This window comes from Vibrio comitans, assembly GCA_024346835.1.
Taxonomy (GTDB): Bacteria; Pseudomonadota; Gammaproteobacteria; order Enterobacterales; family Vibrionaceae; genus Vibrio; species Vibrio comitans.
Genome location: AP024866.1, coordinates 1,994,174 through 2,012,829, shown reverse-complemented (window position 1 = coordinate 2,012,829; position 18,656 = coordinate 1,994,174). Strand labels below are relative to the sequence as shown.

Here is an 18,656-nt window from a genome sequence, read left to right as displayed (position 1 = left end):
TTTTGTTTGGTGACGTCCCTCAAACTAAAAGGAATGACAGAGTCACTCTTTAAGCGGAGGCTTTTTTGTTATCTTGCTTGCCATCTTTTTTAGAGTTAGTTAACGGCAACACACTGAATAATCGGTATAATTTTTTCTCCTACTCACCATCTGAAAAATTGAATGAAAACACCTACTGCAAAAGATATCGCAGAAGCTGCCAATATTTCTATGAGCACGGTGTCACGCTATCTCAATCGAACAACTCCTATTGCTGAGCAGAAAATAACGGCCATTGAACGGGCTATATCAGAGTTGGGTTTCATTCCTTTAAATGCCAAGCAGAAAGTGGTGAAAACCAAAGAGAAACTGATTGGTTTAATGATTCCGACATTCGATAGTTCCTTCATTAGCAGCACTTTAGATGGCATGGATCCTGCGATTCAAAATAGTGCCTATCGTCTTGTCATCGAGACGAGCCATTGGGATAAAGCACGAGAAGCGAATGTGATTCAGCGGATGCTTAAACAAGGGGTTGAGGGACTTATTGTTCTTGTTAATAGCTTGTCTGAAGCTGAAATAAAGGTGATCGTTGGTGAGTTGCCCGTTTTGGTTGTTGCTGGTGTAAGCGAAGGTATTTACCCACATATAAGTATTGATAATATCGCTGGTGGACGCTTAGCTACCGATCATCTTATAGGACTTGGTCATAGAAATATTGTTCATCTTTATAGCGGTGAGTTAGGCAATAAGGACTCATTGCAACGCAGCATTGGTTATCGAGAGAGCCTTGAAAGTGCAGGAATAGATCATGATGCGAAGCTGAGTTTAGATGGTGGCTATAGAGCTAGCCGTGCGTCCCGAGCAGTGCAATCATTGATTGATCAAGATATTGAGTTTACAGCAGTTTTTGCGGCTAATGATCTTAGTGCGTTAGGGGCAATTAAAACCTTGCTGCAAAATGGTATCAAGGTGCCAGAGCAAGTATCAGTGGTTGGCTTTGATGATTCGCCAGCAGCGTCCGTGTTCCTACCGAAACTGACAACAATAAAGCAGCCCTTGCCGGAAATGGGAAAAATGGCCATACAACAGATGATGGCTATGATTGCAGGAAAAACGGTGAGCTTTCCTGCTTTAGAGTTAGAGCTGATTGTCAGAGGCAGTACCGATAAGGTTGCCCTTAGTGGCTAACAATCTTCTCTTTGTTTGTCCGTCTTCTTGTTTGAATTACCGCATATCGATCCTAGCCACAAACCCATAATGCATCGTGAAACAAACTCATCAATAAGCACCTTAAGTCTTTGTTTTTAATGGTTAAATTTCATGAAAGATACTGGCGGTTGTACCTCTCACTATTCATAGCATTTTGAACAAATCTTCTTGCAGATAAATATAATGATTTCAGTTAATTAGAATACCTGCAGTCAAAAGCAGCATTGTGGATAGAGCAGAAAACACATTGAAAATAATGCTCTATTCGATGCAGTTTGATTTGTGCGTGTCTAGATAGTCTTAACGGTCTTAAGGGAAGAAATAATGAATCGAATTGCTAAACTGGGTAGTGCGTTATTGATGAGCTCTGTCCTTATAGGATGCACATCAAGCAGCAGTGCTCCTGCAGAAAACCAGAATGTGAATCAAGACACCATGGCAGCATCGGGTAAACTAAATACCTCTGATGTGCCTTTGTATGGCGCAGAGGTTTACAGCAAAGATAAGGTGAAGTTTGGAAAGTTTGTCGTTCGAATGAAAATGGTGTCAAACCCTGGTGTCGTTTCATCGTTCTTTACTTATGACAATGAGTCTTGGCAGGGTGGCATACCTTGGCGTGAGATTGATATTGAAGTGATCGGCAAGAACCCAAATCAATTCCAAACCAATTTAATCACCGGTGACTCAGTAAATCGAATCCACTCTGAGAATATTCATGAGTTGGCGAATATGGATGAATTTCATGAGTTTACCGTTATTTGGACACCAGATGAGATCAGTTGGTTAGTCGATGGTAAAGAAGTCTACACAGAGCGAGCTGAAAATTCTCAGCAGGTTATTGATATGCGCTCTGCTCCGCAAAGCTACCGTATGAATCTATGGATATCAGAAGCAGCTGAATGGGTTGGTAAATTTAATAAGGAAGATTTACCTCTGTATCAATACGTAGACTGGATTGAATATCATAGCTATGAAAATGGCGAATTTGAGCTAGATTGGCGCGATGACTTTACCTCTTTTGACAGTGAGCGTTGGGGCAAGGGAGATTGGGGCTTTGAATCCAACCTCGTTACCTTCGCACCAGAGAACGTGATCATCAAAGATGACATGCTAATACTTGGCTTAACGGCAGGTAGCAAAGGCATTAAATAGCGCCGAATCACCACCGTTTACTTAGATCTTTTGAACACCGCTTTGCCCCTTTGGCTTGGCGGTTTTTTTATCTAACTACCTTTCCTAGAGGTACTGTCTCTGACAATGAGCTCTGCGGGTGGAAATAAAGGCTTACTTGCATTGTTACTCATTATGTCGCAGATATGACTCAGCGCAATCTCACCTATTTCATATAGAGGCTGACGTATGGTGGTTAAGGATGGCGTAAATATCTCAGAGGTATAGAGGTCGTCAAATCCAATGACAGATACTTGCTGCGGGATGCAGATATCATGTTCTTTTAGTGCTTGAATGACTCCATAAGCACTTAAGTCATTGGCAGCAAAGACAGCGCTGAATGAAATCTCATCATTGATAAGCTGAAGAACGGCATTGTAGGCGGATTCAGAATAGTATCCGCCATCGATAATGAGCCTTGGATCGACTTGTAACCCGGCCTCTAGCAAGCTTTGTTTGTACCCATCAAGTCGGTCTTGCGCATCGGGTCCTTCGGTCAAGCGACCATGGGCATGAACGATCTTGGAGTGCCCTAGCTGTATTAGGTGGTTAGTGGCAATCTTTCCTGCAATCACATTGTCGATCTTGAGTATTGGTAGAGAGCCTTTGTCTGAGCCTGCGACAACGAGTATGGGAAGTTCACCGACTAAGTGTTTGATCTCATCTTCATTGAGTAAGCTGACTACTAATATCAGGGCATCTACACCCAAGTCGAGCATCTGCTTAATGATCTTCTGCTCTCGAACCTTACTAAAGCGTGAGCTCTCAATTCGCAAGCTATAGGCGCTACCTTGAGCGCAATGATTCATGCCGTTTAAGATGCTCGCAAAGTAAGAATTATCGAATGTGGGCACCACCACACCAATCCTCATGCTACGAGCTTTGTTGCCAGAGTGTTTTGTGGCCTTTGCGCTAAAGCCGAGTGCCGATATAGCCTGTTCAATAGCTTGGACTTTTTGTTTCGCTATGTATCCCGATTGGTTGTTAAAGCGAGAAACTGTACTCACGGAAACGCCTGCAAGGCGGGCAACATCATAAACGGTAGGCTTTTTCATACAAATAGGTTGATGGCAGGGTTTGAATTGATAGTGACGTACTAATGTATCTTATCGCTGGATAGAAAGTCTTTGATTGTTCTGATTTTTATCTGATTTGCGAAGGTCGTTTATCTATTGGCACAGATAAAAAAGCACCAGAGAATTTCCTCTGGTGCTGGGCTTTTTTGCCAAGCTAATTACGCTGGATCTAGCTCCTTACAAACGCGCTTTTGAACCAGTGGAGGGGCTGGCTCGTAGTGACTGAGGCTCATGGTAAAGGTACCTTCTCCGCCAGTCATTGCTTTAAGTCTTCTCGAATAATCTTGAAGCTCATTGAGAGGCGCTTTAGCCATTATTAAGGTATGGTCAATGCTGATACTCTCACTGCCTTCTACAAGCCCTCTGTTCCCTGCAAGATCACCCGTTACATCTCCCACGCTATTGATTGGAAGCTCTAGAGTGAGATCCACAATTGGTTCGAGAACTATAGGGTTCGCATCCGCAACAGCTTGAAGAAAGGCTTTTTTACCTGCGATTACAAAGGCAATTTCTTTCGAATCAACGGAGTGGTGTTTACCGTCAAATACCGTCACTTCGATGTCTCGTATTGGGTTACCGGAAATTGTTCCTTCATCCAAGCCTTGACGCACTCCTTTTTCAACCGCAGGGATCAGTGAGGTAGGGATGGCGCCACCCACCACTTTATTGACGAATCTAAAGCCTTCACCACTGGCAAGGGGTTTGACTTTTAGCTTCACCTCACCAAATTGTCCGGCACCGCCACTTTGTTTTTTGTGGCGATATAGCGCTTCTGCTTCACGGGTAATTGTTTCAAAGTATTCAACACTTGGCTGGGAGGTATCGACTTCTAGTTTGTAAACCTTGGCCATTTTCTCAAGTGCGACCTTAAGGTGAAATTCGCCCTGTCCAGAGAGTAAGGTTTCGTTACTGCGGTGGCGGTGTTCAATCTTCAAGGTAGGGTCTTCACAGGCGATACGTTGTAGTACCTCTCCCAACTTTTGTTCGTCACCGCGTCTTTTAGGTTTTAGGCATAGCGAGTACATAGGGCTTGGGAAGTCTAAGGTTTTTAAGCTGACGCCATCCTCATCATGAGAGTCGTGAACAATTGAATCAAAGTTGAGTTCATTGACCTTAGCGATTACGCAGATATCTCCGGCCCTAGCATGGTCAATTTCATTACGAGTTTTGCCTTGCAGTTGATAAAGATGTCCAATCTTAAACGCCTTGTTGCTTTCATCGATAAAGAGTTGGCTACCGGTATGCAGGTCTCCTTGGAACACTCTTAAGTAAGCCATTTTCCCCATATACGGGTCAACACTGACCTTGAATACATGGGCAACAGTGTGTTCTAGAGTTTCGCAGTTCACTGGAGTCAATTTGCCGTCTTTCTCCAGCAGAGGAGGGTTGCCTTCATTAGGCATTGGCATGAGCTCACTTAGAGTTTTAAGCAGCAATTCTAACCCTGCGCCTGTTTCAGCGGAGACAAAGCAAATAGGGACGATATGCCTTAGGCGCATCGCTTCTTCAAATGGGTCGTGTAATTGTGCTGCGGTTAGCGAAGAACCTTGTTCTAGGTAAACCTCCATTAGGTCCTCATCTAGCTCTACCACTTGATCAATTAAGGCTTCGTGGGCGGTTTCAACAGCTTGAATAGAGGTTTCGATAGCGTAGTCAGGCTCAAAATAGCAATCGACAACATCGGTTCCATCTTGGTTTGGTAAGTTTAGTGGTAAGCAGTTACTGCCAAAGGTTGTTTGAATCAATTCAAGAAGTTCCGGCAACTGCTTTGCGTGTATGTCTATCTTATTGACAACAATCATCTGGCAGTTATTTCGCTGTTTAGCGAAATCAAACAATCGGCGTGCGGTTTGATTAATCGGGGTATTGGGGTCGATAACAAGCGCCGCGGTTTCTACGGCAGGGAAAACGCTTAGGCTTCTTCCTAGCAATTCATTTTGCCCAGGAGTGTCAATAACATTGAGACGATGTTTTTTGTAGCTCAGGGTGACAGGGGTGGCTTCGATACTGTGCTGATAATAAATGGATTGCTCGTCAAAGTCGGTGACAGTATCACCTCGATCAACACTACCAAGAGCATTGGTTTCATAGCAATGAAAGAGCATCTTCTCCACTAATGTAGTTTTACCCACACCGGCTTGACCGGTAAATACGATGTTCCGAATACGATTGATAGGCATAGTGGCCTCCTTGCAAGATTCTTTTTAGGCATCCTCAAATAAGGGTGTTGAGAATTAACTTAGGCAACAGAAGTTTGGGGCGGGATATCCCGCCTTGTCGTCTTCCAAGTCATCTTGCGAGATAGGAGGCGCATAGGCCGTACTCAATGGAAATTGAACACTGTTATAGCATGAACAATTTCATTAAAGATTGGTGTGATCAGCCTAGTTGTTAAGCAGTTTTCAATTTAATCTAAATCAATGTTTGATGAGATAATTTGCTGGTCGATGCGCGTTAACCCCTTGTTTAGGAGACGAACAAAAAAGATGGGGCTGAGAAGGAAAGTAAAGGGCAGGAAAATAGATACGTTATAGAGTAAACTAGTAAGCCGTATTTACGCTAAACAAGCAGATTCTAAGAAACTTATGCAAGACCCTCGCGAACACTCTACATCGGAAGCCATCATTAAACATGCCACTGCTAAGTGTAAGCAAAACGGTGGATTACTGACTGAAAAACGAAAGAAGATTCTTTTGTGTCTAACCGGATCTCAAAAGGCGTTGTCGGCCTATGAAATCACTGATCTTTATAAAGAGCAGTTTGGGGAGAGTATGTCACCGATGTCGGTTTATCGTATCTTAGACTTTCTTCAAGAACAGGGCCTAGCGCATCGTCTGCAAATTGCGAATAAATACATCTCATGTATGCACATTACTTGCTCTCATAGCCATGAAGCGGCGCAGTTCTTGATCTGTTCTAATTGCTTTAAAGTGAAAGAAGTAAGTATAGATTCAGCTCTTATCAACGAGCTAAGACGAAACGTTGCTGACGCTGGCTTTGTATTTGCCAGCGAGCAGCTTGAAGTGAATTGCCTTTGCGAAGATTGCAAAGCGCAATAGCGGCCGGTTCAACCTTTATAGATTCCTGATATTGACCGACGTTTCAACGCTGTCCCTTGATATTGAATGATTAGCTCTCGCTAAATTATTCGCAGCGAATGCTATCTTTAACACCAGAAGGTACAGCCAAGTTTTCACACTTAGGAATAGTGCGCGCTTTGCCCTCTTGAGCGTTATTCGTTTCGATGTAGTGGTCTACATCACCCGTACCTTCTAACTCAATGAGCGCTTGATTGTGCTCAACTGCATGAATGGTTGCTTGTTGCTGAGACTTGAGTGTTGTTACGTGCGCTTCACTTTTCACAACGTCAGTAGACTCTACTTGGTTGTTAGTGCTTGCTACCGCAGCGCCAGCAATAAGCGCAGACGTAATGATGCTTATTTGGATGGTTTTGATAATCTTATTCATAGGGTATCTCCTAGTTAAACTTCATATGCCCTGCAAACGGCTTGCAGTGTTTTGGCGTTGACGGAAGATTACCCTGTTGGTTAAAAAATGTTTAATCGCTGACGCAGGATAGGATCCTACAAAAAACGGCCCGAAGGCCGTTTGTGATTTTTATTTCCAAATTCAGCTTGTTCATTCCAAATAACAGTCTTTTCGATCATCGAGCCACAGTTCATGTCGCTTCATAACCTTAGAAAATAGAGAGCTTTGTAGGTAGCTATTTAGCCAATTTCGCAGGTTGGGATAGGGGCCTTGACGAAAACGCTGTTTTTCAACTTTGGCGAATTTGCGCATAAAAGGGAATAACGCAATATCCACTAGGCTTTCATTTTCTGAAAACAAAAAGGCATGCTTGGCCAACCTTTCCTCAAGTGAAATTAAGTAGTCTTCACACGCTTGACGGCATTCATTCAGGTTGTCGTTGTGGTAGCGTTTAGCGCAGCTGTAAGACTCAAATAAAGGGATAAAAGTGTACTCAAACTCGGCAATGAAAGAGAGCATCAAAGGTAATGCTTGAGGGTCTTCTTGGTATAATAGGTCATCAGGATCATCTTGTTTCAACGCCCAGAGCATAATATCTAGGCTCTCCTCTAAGACGAGGGTTTGGTGTGTCTCTTCATGTTGTAAAACCAACACAGGTACACTCCCTTTAGGGGAAGCGATCAGCATTTCCTTTGGCTTGTTGTCGAGTTTAATTGCTCGGATGAACACCTTTTGCTGGGCTTTGATAAGCGCTGTTCTTGCTCTCATAGCATAGGGGCAATGTTGCAAAGAATAGAGTATCGGTATGCATTTCATATAGTTAAGTTTAGTAAAGAAATTGCTCAATCTACCTTTTCGCTGCAAAGTTTTGTCTTACTATGAACACAACTAGAGTTTTATGAGTTAGCAAGCTTGACTAACTATTCACCAACTCGTTAGTATTAGCGCACCATTTCTTTCGGAGATTACGCCAATATGAATAACTAAACCTGTCATCCATTTCTCATTTTATTTTTGGATTTACAGGGTTAGTAGGCGTAGCTCACTTACCGATATTTCGTTGTACCAGACATTAATCTAGCTTCTTCACGCTCGCGTATTTTGGCATCGATCTCATCTCAAAACTGCATTTATAATTGCACTTGCTGCGACTGTTGTCCCTGTCTTACAGGAGGCAAATTATGCCAGTACTACAGGCTAGTAATATTAGCCATCAATTTGATAACGGCGATACGCCATTGCAACACCTTTCTTGTTCTATGAATCAGCGCCGTGTCGGCATAGTCGGGCGCAATGGCGTCGGAAAGTCGCTATTTGCTTCTATATTGAGTGGGGAGATAACGCCATCTGATGGCAAGGTTAGCTTACCTTCTTCACATGCAGTTTATCGCCAGCAACCTTCAGAATTACTCTTAAGCGACAGCACCATAGCGCAGTTTTTGGGCAAAGATAAAGCGCTTGAAGCACTTGGTAAGATTGAAGCAGGTGACAGCTCAGAGCACTGGTTCGAACTCGTTGCAGATCAATGGGATCTTGCTCTTCGACTGCAGAGCCAGTTGCAAGAGATAGGTTTGCCCCCTCGGGTGGATGCACTTTGCTCTGTTCTCAGTGGAGGGCAATTAGCGCGATTACAGCTTTGGCAATTGTTCGAGAAAGATGTTGAGCTTCTCATTCTCGACGAACCCTCAAATCACTTGGATGCAAATGCCAAACAATGGTTGATTGAATCTATGCGCTCTTTTAATGGGGCTATTCTACTCATCAGTCACGACCGTGAATTGCTTCGTGAAATGGAGGAAATCTGGGAGTTATCTGGCCTAGGTCTTACCGTGTTTGGTGGTAATTATGACCACTATGCTGAGCAAAAACGCTCGGAGTTAAAGGCTGTAGAGCGTCATCTAGCGAACGTGCACAAGCAAAGCAAACGTTTAGAGGAGCAAGCGCAGCGTAACCGCGAAAAGGCAGAACAAAGAGCGGCGCAGGGCAATAAACAGCGGAAAGAGGGAAGTCAGCCAAAGATCTTGCTGGATGCGAAAAAGGATCAAGCAAGCGCTCGAGCCTCAAATCGCAGCAAGAATGAGCAGCTAAGGCAAGCTCACTTGCACGATAAAACGCAAACATTGAAATTAAGAAAAGAGCAACTGGAGAGTCAAAGGCTATACCTTGCCGATAGCCAAAGTGGCTCACGGAAGGTGATTTCGCTGCTTGAGGGAGTACTGCCATTTAGTTGTGAAGAGCCTGTTACATTGCAAATTTGTGCGGATGATAAGGTTCATCTCATGGGGGGGAATGGAAGTGGTAAGTCGACGTTATTGAAGACATTGCTTGGTGATTTAGCACTTAAACAAGGCGAGCTGCAGATTAATACGCCGGTGTATTATCTCGACCAGCACTTTGGTGGCATTGATGTCGAACTTTCTATATTTGACAACTTAATGCAGCAATGTGCAGGTATGCAGGAAAGTGATGCTAGAACCTTACTGGCAGGTATTGGGTTTCGCCGTGATAGCGTATTTCGCTTGGGCAAGGCGCTCAGTGGTGGCGAGAAGATGAAGCTTGCTATGCTGATTGTGAGTCACCAACCAACGCAGCCGTTACTCTTACTTGATGAGCCTGACAACCACCTAGATCTTGATTCCAAGATGATGTTGGCTACCGCACTACAGGGTTATAAAGGAGGGTTTATTTTGGTCAGTCATGACCAAGACTTCTCTAAAGAGTCAGGGGTAACTCGGCAGATCCATCTTTAAATATAGACTTATCTAACATGGGACTAAATTCCCTAACATGGATAATAGAGGCAACAGGAAGTGTTGCCTCTTTTTTATTGGCTCTTAAATGTATGTGTAGAGTGATTTCGGAACGATTTGCTACAGTGATAGCTAATAGGTTTGATTATCAGAGTTTAAGAGGGTGCGCATGCTAGAAAAGGACAATACAGGGCTTATCGTTGTTGATGTTCAGGGAGAATTAGCTCGGCTAGTGCATGATAGTGAGGCTTTGATTTCCAATTGCATGAAGTTAATTAAAGGTGCACAGGTATTGGGCTTACCTGTGATTGTACTCGAGCAAAACTCTCAGAAACTAGGTTCTACAGTTGAAGAGATTGTGGCGCTTATTGATGACTTAAAACCGATAGAAAAGTGGGCTTTTAATGGCTGTGAATCGGCTAACTTAGTTGAAGTAGTTAAAGCTCATAACCTAGATACTTGGTTGGTCTGTGGCATCGAAGCACATATATGTGTGTATCAAACCGCAATTGGGTTAGCAGGGCTTGGGTATAACGTTGAACTGGTCAGTGATTGCGTTTCTTCTCGCACTCTAGAGAACAAGCATCTAGGGATCACTCGGATAAAAGAGAGTGGCGTTGCAGTGACAGGGTTAGAGATGAGTTTGTATGAACTCGTTGGGGATTGTAGAGCTTCAGAATTTAAGTCGATCTTGGACCTGATTCGTTAGTTGCGCCTCTGCATGGGCGACATGAGTGGTGCTAATAAGAAACGTAAAAAGGATTGGCAAAAGCCAATCCTTTATTATTCAAACTGTGCTTTAGATTAAGAGTAATCAGAAGCGTAAGTTTCTTCATAAGTGTGTGAGTAAAACTCAAACAAGTTACCAAACGGGTCTTCTAGGTATACCATTTTTTGAGGCTTGTTATCGTCTTCTGGGTGGTAGCGCATGATGTCCATACGAACCTTACCGCCGTATTGCTCTGTACGTGCAATTGCACCTTCAAAGTCGTCAGTTTGTAGACAGAAGTGGAAGATGCCCAGACGAGAGAAATCAACTTCGTGACGCTCTTGGCGTTCTTTCATTTCGAACAATTCCACACCAATGCCATCGGTAGTAACAAGGTGTGCGATGTTAAAGCCTTTAAAGCCTTCACCGAATACAGCGATACACATACGTCCGATAGCCGTTTCGCGCTCTTCGATAACTTTAGTGTTGTTCATTACGATTTTTAGGCCTAGCGCTTTGGTGTAAAACTCAACCGCTTTGTCCATATCGCCAACCATGATACCTACGTGATTCATTTTCATAATCTGCTCCAATCTCTTAGTAATTAGTTTCGTGTTTTGCGTCGATGGAGAGAGTATATGGAAATCAACTTATCACCTGAAATTATCATATCTTATTTAAATGATAAATTTTTGTATGGTTACCGGGTTGTCATGAAAGTGATAGTGCGACAGCGATAGTCGCGCTACGTAATAATCGTTTATGAATTCAGTGATTGGAGTTCGACTCAGTGAATATGCTCAAGCCAGTGATTCGTTGAAGTCATAATAATAAGAAGCAATTTCTTTAAGTAATCCTTGTTGATGGATGCACCCTACTTAACAGGATGTATAGAATGAGTTAAGCCAAAGCTTTCTTTTGGTCGCCTTTAGAGAGGAGCTCGTCCTGCAAGTGAGCGTAAAGCTTTCAGTATTAATGAGTTAAAGTAATGATCTGTATCTATAATTTGCAGTCAATACTGCACTCGACTTCTAGCAATCAGGTATTCACATGTATCTCAGTACTTCTTTTTTGACAGAAACATTCACGGTACTAGGAGCCGTTGCTTTTGCGTTATCTGCTGTTTTGGCGGCCAACGAAAAGCGTACAGATGTTTTTTCGGTGGTCGTGCTGGGCGTAGTGACCGCTGTGGGTGGAGGAACGATACGAGATTGCTTACTTGGTGTTCCAGTGTTCTGGGCAGAGGCCTCATTTTTTATCTGGATCGCGATTATTAGTAGCTTAATAGGCTTTGTTTGTGTGCCGTTATTGAAGAGGAGGTTTGTTAATCGCTTGTATTTGTATATAGATGCGATTGCGATTGCGATGTTTTCAATACAGGGCGTAGAGAAAGCGTGGGATCTGAATTTTGGTTTGCCTTTAGGGCCAATCATTATGGGGGTAACAACCGCTATTGGTGGCGGGGTAGTACGTGACTTGTTGTTGCAAAGGCCTACGCTATTTCTCAATAAAGAACTGTACGCGATTCCCGTAGCGCTAGGGTGCAGCCTACATGTGACTGTATTGGCGTTGGCACCTTCGCTCTCTTATATCAGCTCCGTGTGTGCTATTGCGGCGGTAATATACATTCGCTACCTTTCCATCAATAAGAGTATTGAAGTGCCACAATGGGCCGTGTTCAAATAATGCCCCAAATCATAAAATCCATTGATTGTTTTGCTGTTGTAGGTAATGGAATAAAGGGGTAACTCCGGGTTTTAACGTCTTTCTGACACTCCTTTTTGCAGAGTGGGTATGTTGCGCCGAGACTGAAATCGATAGCACAACAACATGACTAATACAGCTTCTGACAAGGGTAGACACTCTCTTTCACCTCGAAAAATCATAGTGGGTGTCACTCTCATTCTCGCGGCCTGCTGGGGAACGTTCCATTACAGCGCCTCGCATATGGTGCAGCAGCGCTTTTCTGGCCCCTTATTTGAATTGCCGACCGTGGTTTATGCGAGGCCAATGACCCTGAACATTGACTCATTGATGAACCCACAAGAAGTTATCGATGAGCTCAAGATACTCAATTATCAATTAGTCGAGAAGCCCACGCACAGCGGTGAATATAGCGTTTCTGGAAGTAGCATTACTTTTGTGCGTCGCCCGTTTGAGTTTGCCGATGGATTCCGTGATTTGCAGCGGGTAAAAGTCGTTTTCAATCGTTCACGTATCCAATCGATGATGGATGTTGATAGCGGAGTGGGGTTAGGTGTGTTCCAGCTAGAGCCTAAAATGATGGGGCTAATGGGGGACGATGGCAATCAACATCGACTTTATCAGTCTTGGAAGGAGATGCCTGAAGGGTTGGTTCAAGGGTTGCTATTAACAGAAGATAGAGCGTTTTTTGAGCATGACGGCATTTCTTTCACTGCGATAGCAAGGGCATTCTTTACCAATGTTAAGGCGGGACGAACAGTCCAAGGTGGTAGCACGTTAACCCAACAACTGACAAAGAACCTGTTTCTTAGTAGTGAACGCAGTTTGAGCCGTAAGATTCGAGAAGCCTATATGGCGCTATTGATTGATTCCCGTTTTAGCAAAGACGATATTCTTGATGGTTATGTGAATCAGATATATTTGGGACAGCAAGGCGCAGACGCAATTCATGGTTTTGAGCTAGGTGCGCAGTTCTACTTTAATCGACCATTGAAGGAACTAAGGGTAGATCAACAAGCCTTGTTGGTTGGCTTAATAAAAGGACCGTCTTATTACAATCCTTGGCGCTTCCCCGAGCGAGCCAAGTCACGCCGTAATATTGTGCTTAAATTGTTGGCAGAAGATGGGCACCTTGAGCAACAAGAGTATGACGCGGCTATTAAGCGCGACCTAGATATTCAAGTACGTGGTCATGTTAATCTGCGTCGTCCTGCCTATTTCGATTTAGTCTCCCAAGAATTAGATACCCTATTGCCGAACAAGAATATTAAGGGTGCGCGCATCTTTACAACCCTTGACCCTCTTTCTCAAAAGCAGGCGGAGAACAGCATTTTATCAAGATTACCTTCGTTGGACGGTATTGCTGGTACTGAACTTGAGGCCGCATTAATTAGTATGGATTACAGTGATGGGGCTATTCGCGCGATTGTTGGTAATCGAAACCCTAATTTTGCAGGTTATAACTATGCTCGAAATGGTAATCGCCAAGTTGGTTCTGTAATTAAGCCAGCAGTATATATGGCCGCGCTCACTTCCCCAGAAAAATACAATCTTGCCAGTGTTCTTGAGGACAATCCATTGACGATCACTCAGCCTAATGGAAACCAGTGGAAGCCTCGGAATTACAGTCGTGAATTTTGGGGAGAGGTGTCTCTATACACGTCTCTTGCGCACTCACTGAATGTACCTACGGTTAATCTTGGCGTTGAGTTGGGATTAGAAAACGTAGCAGACTTTATCGAACAGCTTGGCGGGCTTGAAAATGAAGTGAAGCCGCTACCATCAATGGTGTTAGGGGCTTTTGAGATGACTCCGATATCAGTGACCGAGCTTTATCAGCCAATTGCTAATAAAGGCTTGCGCCAGCAGGCGTATCTTATCAGCGACGTTGTTGGGGCTAAAAGCCAAGTTGTGTACAAGCACAAGTTGGCTCCTGAGCAGGTTGCGCCTGAGCAAGCTGCAGAGCTGACGGTTGCGGCAATGCAAGGGGCTGTACAAGAGGGCACCGCAAAATCATTGGGAGCGATGGGGAATCAGTATAAGTTAGCCGGTAAAACGGGTACCACGAATAATAATCGAGACAGTTGGTATGTCGGGATCGACGGACGTGAGCTAGTCACTATTTGGCTTGGTCGAGGCGACAATGGCAATACCAAATTGACGGGTGCAACCGGTGCACTGTCTGTGTACAGCGACTACGTAAAGCAGCGTGGACCTGTAGTGTTAATCCCTGACTTTGCGAATGATGTTGAGATGGTAAATTTCAGCCGTAGAGGAAAGGGAAAATTGTCGGCAAGTTGTGGTCGCGGCTCCGTGAGTTTACCTGTGTGGGGCGCGGGTCAATACACCTCTTCTGGGTGTGTTGGGGATGAGATATCCAACTTTTTTAAGAGTTTGTTCAACTAGCATTGAGTTCACTTATCAATGCAGAACATTCTGTTTAATCGTCACGACAAATAGCCTGAATTGTTAAAAATTGAGGGGCAAGAGATTATGCCCTTTGATTTTATTTGGGTTATTTGCAATGCAAAAGTCGTTTTCTCTTATCGATAAACCAACCTTTTTGGGTGCTCTATTTCTACTGCTAAGTGTGGTTATCCCACTTATCTTATTTCCGGTTCAAGGAGCGGACTGGATAGCGCTCGCTAAGTCTTTCATGACTGACAAGCTAGGGGTCTTATATCTAGCTCTGGGTATAGCGGCAATGTGCTTCATGATCTACACCATTTTCAGCGATCTTGGGCAGATCAAGCTAGGAGAGGTGGATGAGAAGCCTGAGTTTGGTACTGGGTCGTGGGCCGCAATGCTGTTCTGCGGGGGTATTGGTGCCAGTATTCTTTATTGGGGCTGTATAGAGTGGGCGTACTATTATCAAACTCCGCCTTTCCAATTGGCCGCAGGAAGTGAAGAAGCTATTCGCTGGGCTGCGACCTATGGTCTGTTCCACTGGGGACCTATCGCATGGTCAATCTATCTTATCCCCGCTTTGCCTATTGCTTACTTTTTCTATGTTCGTAAACAGCCAGTTTTAAAGATCTCTAGCGCCCTGATGCCGGTGCTCGGTGAAAAGCGAGCGAATGGCAGTATCGGTAAATTCATCGATGTGTTGTTTATCTTTGGCATGTTAGGGGGCGCAGCCACAACCTTAGGTTTAGCCGCACCGCTTATTAATGGTGGTTTACATCATATGTTTGGCATCCCAAACAACACCCTAAGCCAGGTGGCGGTTTTACTTCTGTGTACTGCGATATTTGGCTATTCCGCTTATGCCGGTTTAGAGAAAGGGATCAAGCTTCTTAGTAATATCAATTTCTGGGGGGCGATGGGATTACTGCTGTTTGTATTAGTTGCAGGGCCGACAGTCTTCATATTAGAAACGGGACTAGATTCAATTGGTCGAATGCTGTCGAACTTCTTTGTGATGGCGTCTTGGGCTGAACCTTTTGGTGGTTATGGTGAGTTTACTGATACTCATTTCCCGCAAGACTGGACCATCTTCTATTGGGCATGGTGGCTTGTGTTCGCACCTTGTATGGGCCTATTTATCGCGCGTATTTCTCGTGGAAGAACCATCAAACAGATGGTCGTAGGCTCTATCTTCTATGGTTCATTGGGCTGCTTCTTATTCTTTATTGTGCTTGGTAACTACAGTTTATCTCTGCAACTGACTGGCGAGTTGGATGTTGTCAGTATTCTCAACCAATCAGGCGCTCCAGCGGCTATTTTCGCGACCTTAGATACCTTACCAATGGGCACTATGGTGATTGGCGTTTTTACGCTGCTGTGCGTCATCTTTACTGCCACCTCTTTTGATTCCATCTCTTATATTTTGGCGTCTGTGGTGCAAAACGATGTGACTGAAGAACCGATGCGTTGGAACCGCCTATTTTGGGCGTTTACCTTGTCTTTCTTACCAACGGTATTGATGTTTATGGGGGGCTTATCGACTCTGCAAACTGCGGCTATCGTCGGCGGACTGCCACTGTTGTTTATTTCCGTTATGTTGATGATTTCGTTTGTGAGAGCGGCAACACTGGATATACGCCACCAATCTGAATATGAAGAGCCGACGATCAATATTGAAGATCTCCCTGAAATGGATCCGTGGTCAGCAGAAGGTATGGCACTGGCCCAGTTTGAGTGCTTTAAAGATTTAGCACAACAAGCGGCTGAGGAAGAGCGTGAGGCAATGGCAAGTTTGATGAGCATGCGCAAGCAGATTCGCGCCTATGCATTGGAGCATCATAACGAGGCTCACTGTGCCGATCATCATTTACCAGAAGAAATGCAGCAGCAGTTGCTGAGACTAACAAATGAACTGACAATGGCAAAAGAGAAGAAGCAATCCATGTCAGAGCAAGCTCAAGAATCAAGAATGACATTTAATGCCATTATCTTAGAAGGTTTATCTGCAAATATGGTAACTTCCTAGGCACATAGCAGATGTTGTAGGCCGAGTCGTGATGACTCGGCTTCTTTTTAATACTTAGTGACGATAACTCAATGTCTCTTTAGTAAGATTAGCGTTTATGGACTGGTCACCCTTCATGCGCTGCCATAGGGTGCTAAGGTGTTCAAAGCCACGCTGACTTGGGTAACGCTGTGGGGCATCCATTAAAACCCAATTGCCAGCGTCATCACGCTGGGCATAAATAAACTCAAAGGAGAGGTTATTAGCCATACCTAGTCGCAAATCTGAGACGATGAGGGCATCTTTCTCTTCACGGTAATTCAGGTAGTTGTGTGAGAAGGCTTTTAGTCCTTTGAGAGTCTCGGGTTTTTCTTCAAGAGGCCATGTACCCTTAGGGCGAGCAATAAACTCAATATCCTCATTTTCGTCTAGCAAAGACGCCAGTCCTTCCCAATAGTAGTGTTCGTCCATAACTACGACTCGCCAAAGTACGGTATTGAAGGGGGTAGGAGTGATCATGACCTGCTTGTTGGGCAGACCTTGCTGGGCTAGGTTTTGATCTACTCGGTTTGCGATGTACTGCTGCGCGGCAAAACCCCAACCAAGATATAGAGTGGAGAGAACCAACACGCTTTGACACCACTTAGCGCCGTTCGCTTTTGAAAACAGAGCGACAATAATGGCCACCAGAAGAGGCACAGTATACAGCGGGTCAATGATGAAGATATTGCGGAGCTCAAAGTAGCCTTCGAACGGCCAAATAAGCTGTGTCCCGTAAGTAGTCATAGCGTCTAGAAGTGTGTGAGTGATCAGTACACTCAGCGTTAGCACTGAGACTCGTTTGAAGCTCCAGAATGCATCAGGACGAAATCGACAGTACAGCCAAGACAATAACAGCGCAAACGGAGGGAGCAGCAACAGTGAATGCGAGAACCCACGATGCTTGATGGTGTTGCTGACAGCGTCCCCATAATCGAGCACTACATCAAGGTCTGGCAGTGTGCCTAGGGCCGCGCCAACCAATAGTACCTTGGCGTTACATTGTTTTCCTGCAACAGCGCCTGCAATGGTTGCGCCTAATGCTGCCTGAGTAATTGAATCCATTGGTATCCTTTTATTTATTAACTTGCTTACTATGCCATTTTTTACTCTGGACAATGACCCTAGGATCAAGCAGAAATATTGGGTTAGTTTGAGCCGAATTTGCTAGGGCTACGAACTACGCTCAACATGGCTTCGCTGGCTTTAGATACATAGTGCTCTTTGCTCCAGATAGCGGCGAGTTCCCAGCGAATATTTTGTTTTATAGGTACAAAACAGTAATCTTGGTCATCCAGTCGCTTGCAAATAGGTTCAGGCATAAAGCTGACGCCCATTCCTGTTTTTACCATAGCGGCCAGAAAGTCCCACTGACTGCTTCTGACACCAATCTTTGGTGCGAATCCATGTTCGAGGCACATTTCGGTAATCACCTCCGAAATAATAAACTCGGGGTTATACAGATAAAAAGGCAGCTCCTTCAACTCAACAATATCGACTTCATTTCTATTTTGCCATTGCTTAGTGTTAGGCAACACAGCAAGAATGGGGTAGCTGCCAATTGCCCAGGTATTAAATCTAGAATCGGGTTTGGTCAGCATGGTGATTGAAATGTCGATCTTCCCCTCAAGTACAGCATTCTCTAGTTTGCGACTGCCACTTTCTACGATGGACACCTCAATGTTTGGGTATTGAAGAGAGAATTGCTGGATCAGATGGGTATACAAATGGCCAACCATAGGCGGGATACCTAAGGTTATTTTGCCTTGTTTTAGCTGCTGCAAGTCACTGAGGCGTACCTCTAGTTCTTTTTGCTGAAAGAGTATCGACTGTGCATATTGAAATACGATCTCACCGGCATCCGTTAAACCTAACTCTCTGCCATTTCGGTAGATCAGTGCCTGTCCATACGCATTCTCTAAAGACTTGAGAGCCTTGCTTATCGTAGGCTGAGTCACAAAAAGCTGCTCAGAGGCCTTAGTAAAGCTCTTAGTGTCAACAAGAGTGACAAAGTATTGAAGCTCTTTCATTGTCATTTTTGCATTCCTTTTAGGAATAGTTTGTGATGATTTTATTCATTGGAGTTTAGTTGAGCAATCTTTGATAATTCAACCAAC

Annotated in this window: 15 protein-coding genes; 8 read left to right on the top strand and 7 right to left on the bottom strand. The window is 44.2% G+C overall.

What is annotated here, in order from left to right:
• The first annotated feature begins 162 nt into the window (after positions 1 to 162).
• Positions 163 to 1,170 (top strand): LacI family DNA-binding transcriptional regulator, encoded by a 1,008-nt coding sequence (locus OCU46_RS09195; protein WP_141268629.1) that lies wholly within the window; start codon positions 163 to 165, stop codon positions 1,168 to 1,170.
• Between the two features lie 345 nt (positions 1,171 to 1,515).
• Complete coding sequence (locus OCU46_RS09190) at positions 1,516 to 2,343, top strand: family 16 glycosylhydrolase (protein WP_141268627.1); 828 nt, start codon at positions 1,516 to 1,518, stop codon at positions 2,341 to 2,343.
• Between the two features lie 71 nt (positions 2,344 to 2,414).
• On the opposite strand, the gene OCU46_RS09185 is transcribed toward OCU46_RS09190, so the two are convergent.
• Together OCU46_RS09185 and fusA are read right to left on the bottom strand one after the other, a co-directional pair.
• Entirely contained in the window at positions 2,415 to 3,416 is a 1,002-nt protein-coding gene (locus OCU46_RS09185) for a substrate-binding domain-containing protein (RefSeq protein WP_141268625.1), read from the bottom strand.
• Positions 3,417 to 3,595: 179 nt separating this feature from the next.
• Positions 3,596 to 5,617 carry an elongation factor G gene (fusA, locus tag OCU46_RS09180; RefSeq protein ID WP_141268623.1) on the bottom strand — a complete coding sequence of 674 codons (2,022 nt, stop codon included), beginning with the start codon at positions 5,615 to 5,617 and terminating at the stop codon, positions 3,596 to 3,598.
• Between the two features lie 405 nt (positions 5,618 to 6,022).
• On the opposite strand from fusA, the gene OCU46_RS09175 reads away from it, so the two are divergent.
• Complete coding sequence (locus tag OCU46_RS09175) at positions 6,023 to 6,496, top strand: Fur family transcriptional regulator (RefSeq protein ID WP_141268621.1); 474 nt, start codon at positions 6,023 to 6,025, stop codon at positions 6,494 to 6,496.
• Between the two features lie 85 nt (positions 6,497 to 6,581).
• On the opposite strand, the gene OCU46_RS09170 is transcribed toward OCU46_RS09175, so the two are convergent.
• Both OCU46_RS09170 and OCU46_RS09165 read right to left on the bottom strand, forming a co-directional pair.
• On the bottom strand, positions 6,582 to 6,905 hold the full coding sequence (locus tag OCU46_RS09170; RefSeq protein WP_141268619.1) for a hypothetical protein: 324 nt from the start codon (positions 6,903 to 6,905) through the stop codon (positions 6,582 to 6,584).
• Between the two features lie 171 nt (positions 6,906 to 7,076).
• Entirely contained in the window at positions 7,077 to 7,742 is a 666-nt protein-coding gene (locus OCU46_RS09165) for a glutathione S-transferase (protein ID WP_167495321.1), read from the bottom strand.
• A gap of 365 nt (positions 7,743 to 8,107) precedes the next feature.
• Between OCU46_RS09165 and OCU46_RS09160 the strand changes: the two genes are divergently transcribed.
• Positions 8,108 to 9,676: an ATP-binding cassette domain-containing protein gene (locus tag OCU46_RS09160; RefSeq protein WP_141268617.1), complete on the top strand. Its 1,569-nt coding sequence runs from the start codon at positions 8,108 to 8,110 to the stop codon at positions 9,674 to 9,676.
• Between the two features lie 169 nt (positions 9,677 to 9,845).
• Positions 9,846 to 10,385 carry an isochorismatase family protein gene (locus tag OCU46_RS09155; protein ID WP_141268615.1) on the top strand — a complete coding sequence of 180 codons (540 nt, stop codon included), beginning with the start codon at positions 9,846 to 9,848 and terminating at the stop codon, positions 10,383 to 10,385.
• Between the two features lie 95 nt (positions 10,386 to 10,480).
• Here the strand turns inward: OCU46_RS09155 and OCU46_RS09150 are convergent, their stop codons facing one another.
• Entirely contained in the window at positions 10,481 to 10,966 is a 486-nt protein-coding gene (locus OCU46_RS09150; protein WP_141268613.1) for a VOC family protein, read from the bottom strand.
• Positions 10,967 to 11,435: 469 nt separating this feature from the next.
• On the opposite strand from OCU46_RS09150, the gene OCU46_RS09145 reads away from it, so the two are divergent.
• The 3 genes from OCU46_RS09145 (at position 11,436) to OCU46_RS09135 (ending at position 16,521) form a co-directional block, all read left to right on the top strand.
• Entirely contained in the window at positions 11,436 to 12,071 is a 636-nt protein-coding gene (locus OCU46_RS09145; protein WP_141268611.1) for a trimeric intracellular cation channel family protein, read from the top strand.
• Between the two features lie 144 nt (positions 12,072 to 12,215).
• Entirely contained in the window at positions 12,216 to 14,495 is a 2,280-nt protein-coding gene (gene mrcB, locus OCU46_RS09140; RefSeq protein ID WP_141268608.1) for a penicillin-binding protein 1B, read from the top strand.
• A gap of 118 nt (positions 14,496 to 14,613) precedes the next feature.
• Entirely contained in the window at positions 14,614 to 16,521 is a 1,908-nt protein-coding gene (locus OCU46_RS09135) for a BCCT family transporter (RefSeq protein WP_141268606.1), read from the top strand.
• Between the two features lie 54 nt (positions 16,522 to 16,575).
• Here OCU46_RS09135 and OCU46_RS09130 read toward each other — a convergent pair whose 3' ends face one another.
• Both OCU46_RS09130 and OCU46_RS09125 read right to left on the bottom strand, forming a co-directional pair.
• Positions 16,576 to 17,604, bottom strand: coding sequence for a metal-dependent hydrolase (locus OCU46_RS09130; RefSeq protein WP_141268604.1), 1,029 nt, complete (start codon positions 17,602 to 17,604; stop codon positions 16,576 to 16,578).
• Positions 17,605 to 17,687: 83 nt separating this feature from the next.
• Positions 17,688 to 18,575 carry a LysR family transcriptional regulator gene (locus tag OCU46_RS09125; RefSeq protein ID WP_141268602.1) on the bottom strand — a complete coding sequence of 296 codons (888 nt, stop codon included), beginning with the start codon at positions 18,573 to 18,575 and terminating at the stop codon, positions 17,688 to 17,690.
• Positions 18,576 to 18,656: the final 81 nt, after the last annotated feature.

Excerpts from the sequence above, each read along its gene's own strand:
- OCU46_RS09195 (WP_141268629.1), top strand. The coding sequence starts at position 163 with ATGAAAACACCTACTGCAAAAGATATCGCAGAAGCTGCCAATATTTCT.
- OCU46_RS09190 (WP_141268627.1), top strand. The coding sequence starts at position 1,516 with ATGAATCGAATTGCTAAACTGGGTAGTGCGTTATTGATGAGCTCTGTC.
- OCU46_RS09185 (WP_141268625.1), bottom strand. The coding sequence starts at position 3,416 with ATGAAAAAGCCTACCGTTTATGATGTTGCCCGCCTTGCAGGCGTTTCC.
- fusA (WP_141268623.1), bottom strand. The coding sequence starts at position 5,617 with ATGCCTATCAATCGTATTCGGAACATCGTATTTACCGGTCAAGCCGGT.
- OCU46_RS09175 (WP_141268621.1), top strand. The coding sequence starts at position 6,023 with ATGCAAGACCCTCGCGAACACTCTACATCGGAAGCCATCATTAAACAT.
- OCU46_RS09170 (WP_141268619.1), bottom strand. The coding sequence starts at position 6,905 with ATGAATAAGATTATCAAAACCATCCAAATAAGCATCATTACGTCTGCG.
- OCU46_RS09165 (WP_167495321.1), bottom strand. The coding sequence starts at position 7,742 with ATGAAATGCATACCGATACTCTATTCTTTGCAACATTGCCCCTATGCT.
- OCU46_RS09160 (WP_141268617.1), top strand. The coding sequence starts at position 8,108 with ATGCCAGTACTACAGGCTAGTAATATTAGCCATCAATTTGATAACGGC.
- OCU46_RS09155 (WP_141268615.1), top strand. The coding sequence starts at position 9,846 with ATGCTAGAAAAGGACAATACAGGGCTTATCGTTGTTGATGTTCAGGGA.
- OCU46_RS09150 (WP_141268613.1), bottom strand. The coding sequence starts at position 10,966 with ATGAAAATGAATCACGTAGGTATCATGGTTGGCGATATGGACAAAGCG.
- OCU46_RS09145 (WP_141268611.1), top strand. The coding sequence starts at position 11,436 with ATGTATCTCAGTACTTCTTTTTTGACAGAAACATTCACGGTACTAGGA.
- mrcB (WP_141268608.1), top strand. The coding sequence starts at position 12,216 with ATGACTAATACAGCTTCTGACAAGGGTAGACACTCTCTTTCACCTCGA.
- OCU46_RS09135 (WP_141268606.1), top strand. The coding sequence starts at position 14,614 with ATGCAAAAGTCGTTTTCTCTTATCGATAAACCAACCTTTTTGGGTGCT.
- OCU46_RS09130 (WP_141268604.1), bottom strand. The coding sequence starts at position 17,604 with ATGGATTCAATTACTCAGGCAGCATTAGGCGCAACCATTGCAGGCGCT.
- OCU46_RS09125 (WP_141268602.1), bottom strand. The coding sequence starts at position 18,575 with ATGACAATGAAAGAGCTTCAATACTTTGTCACTCTTGTTGACACTAAG.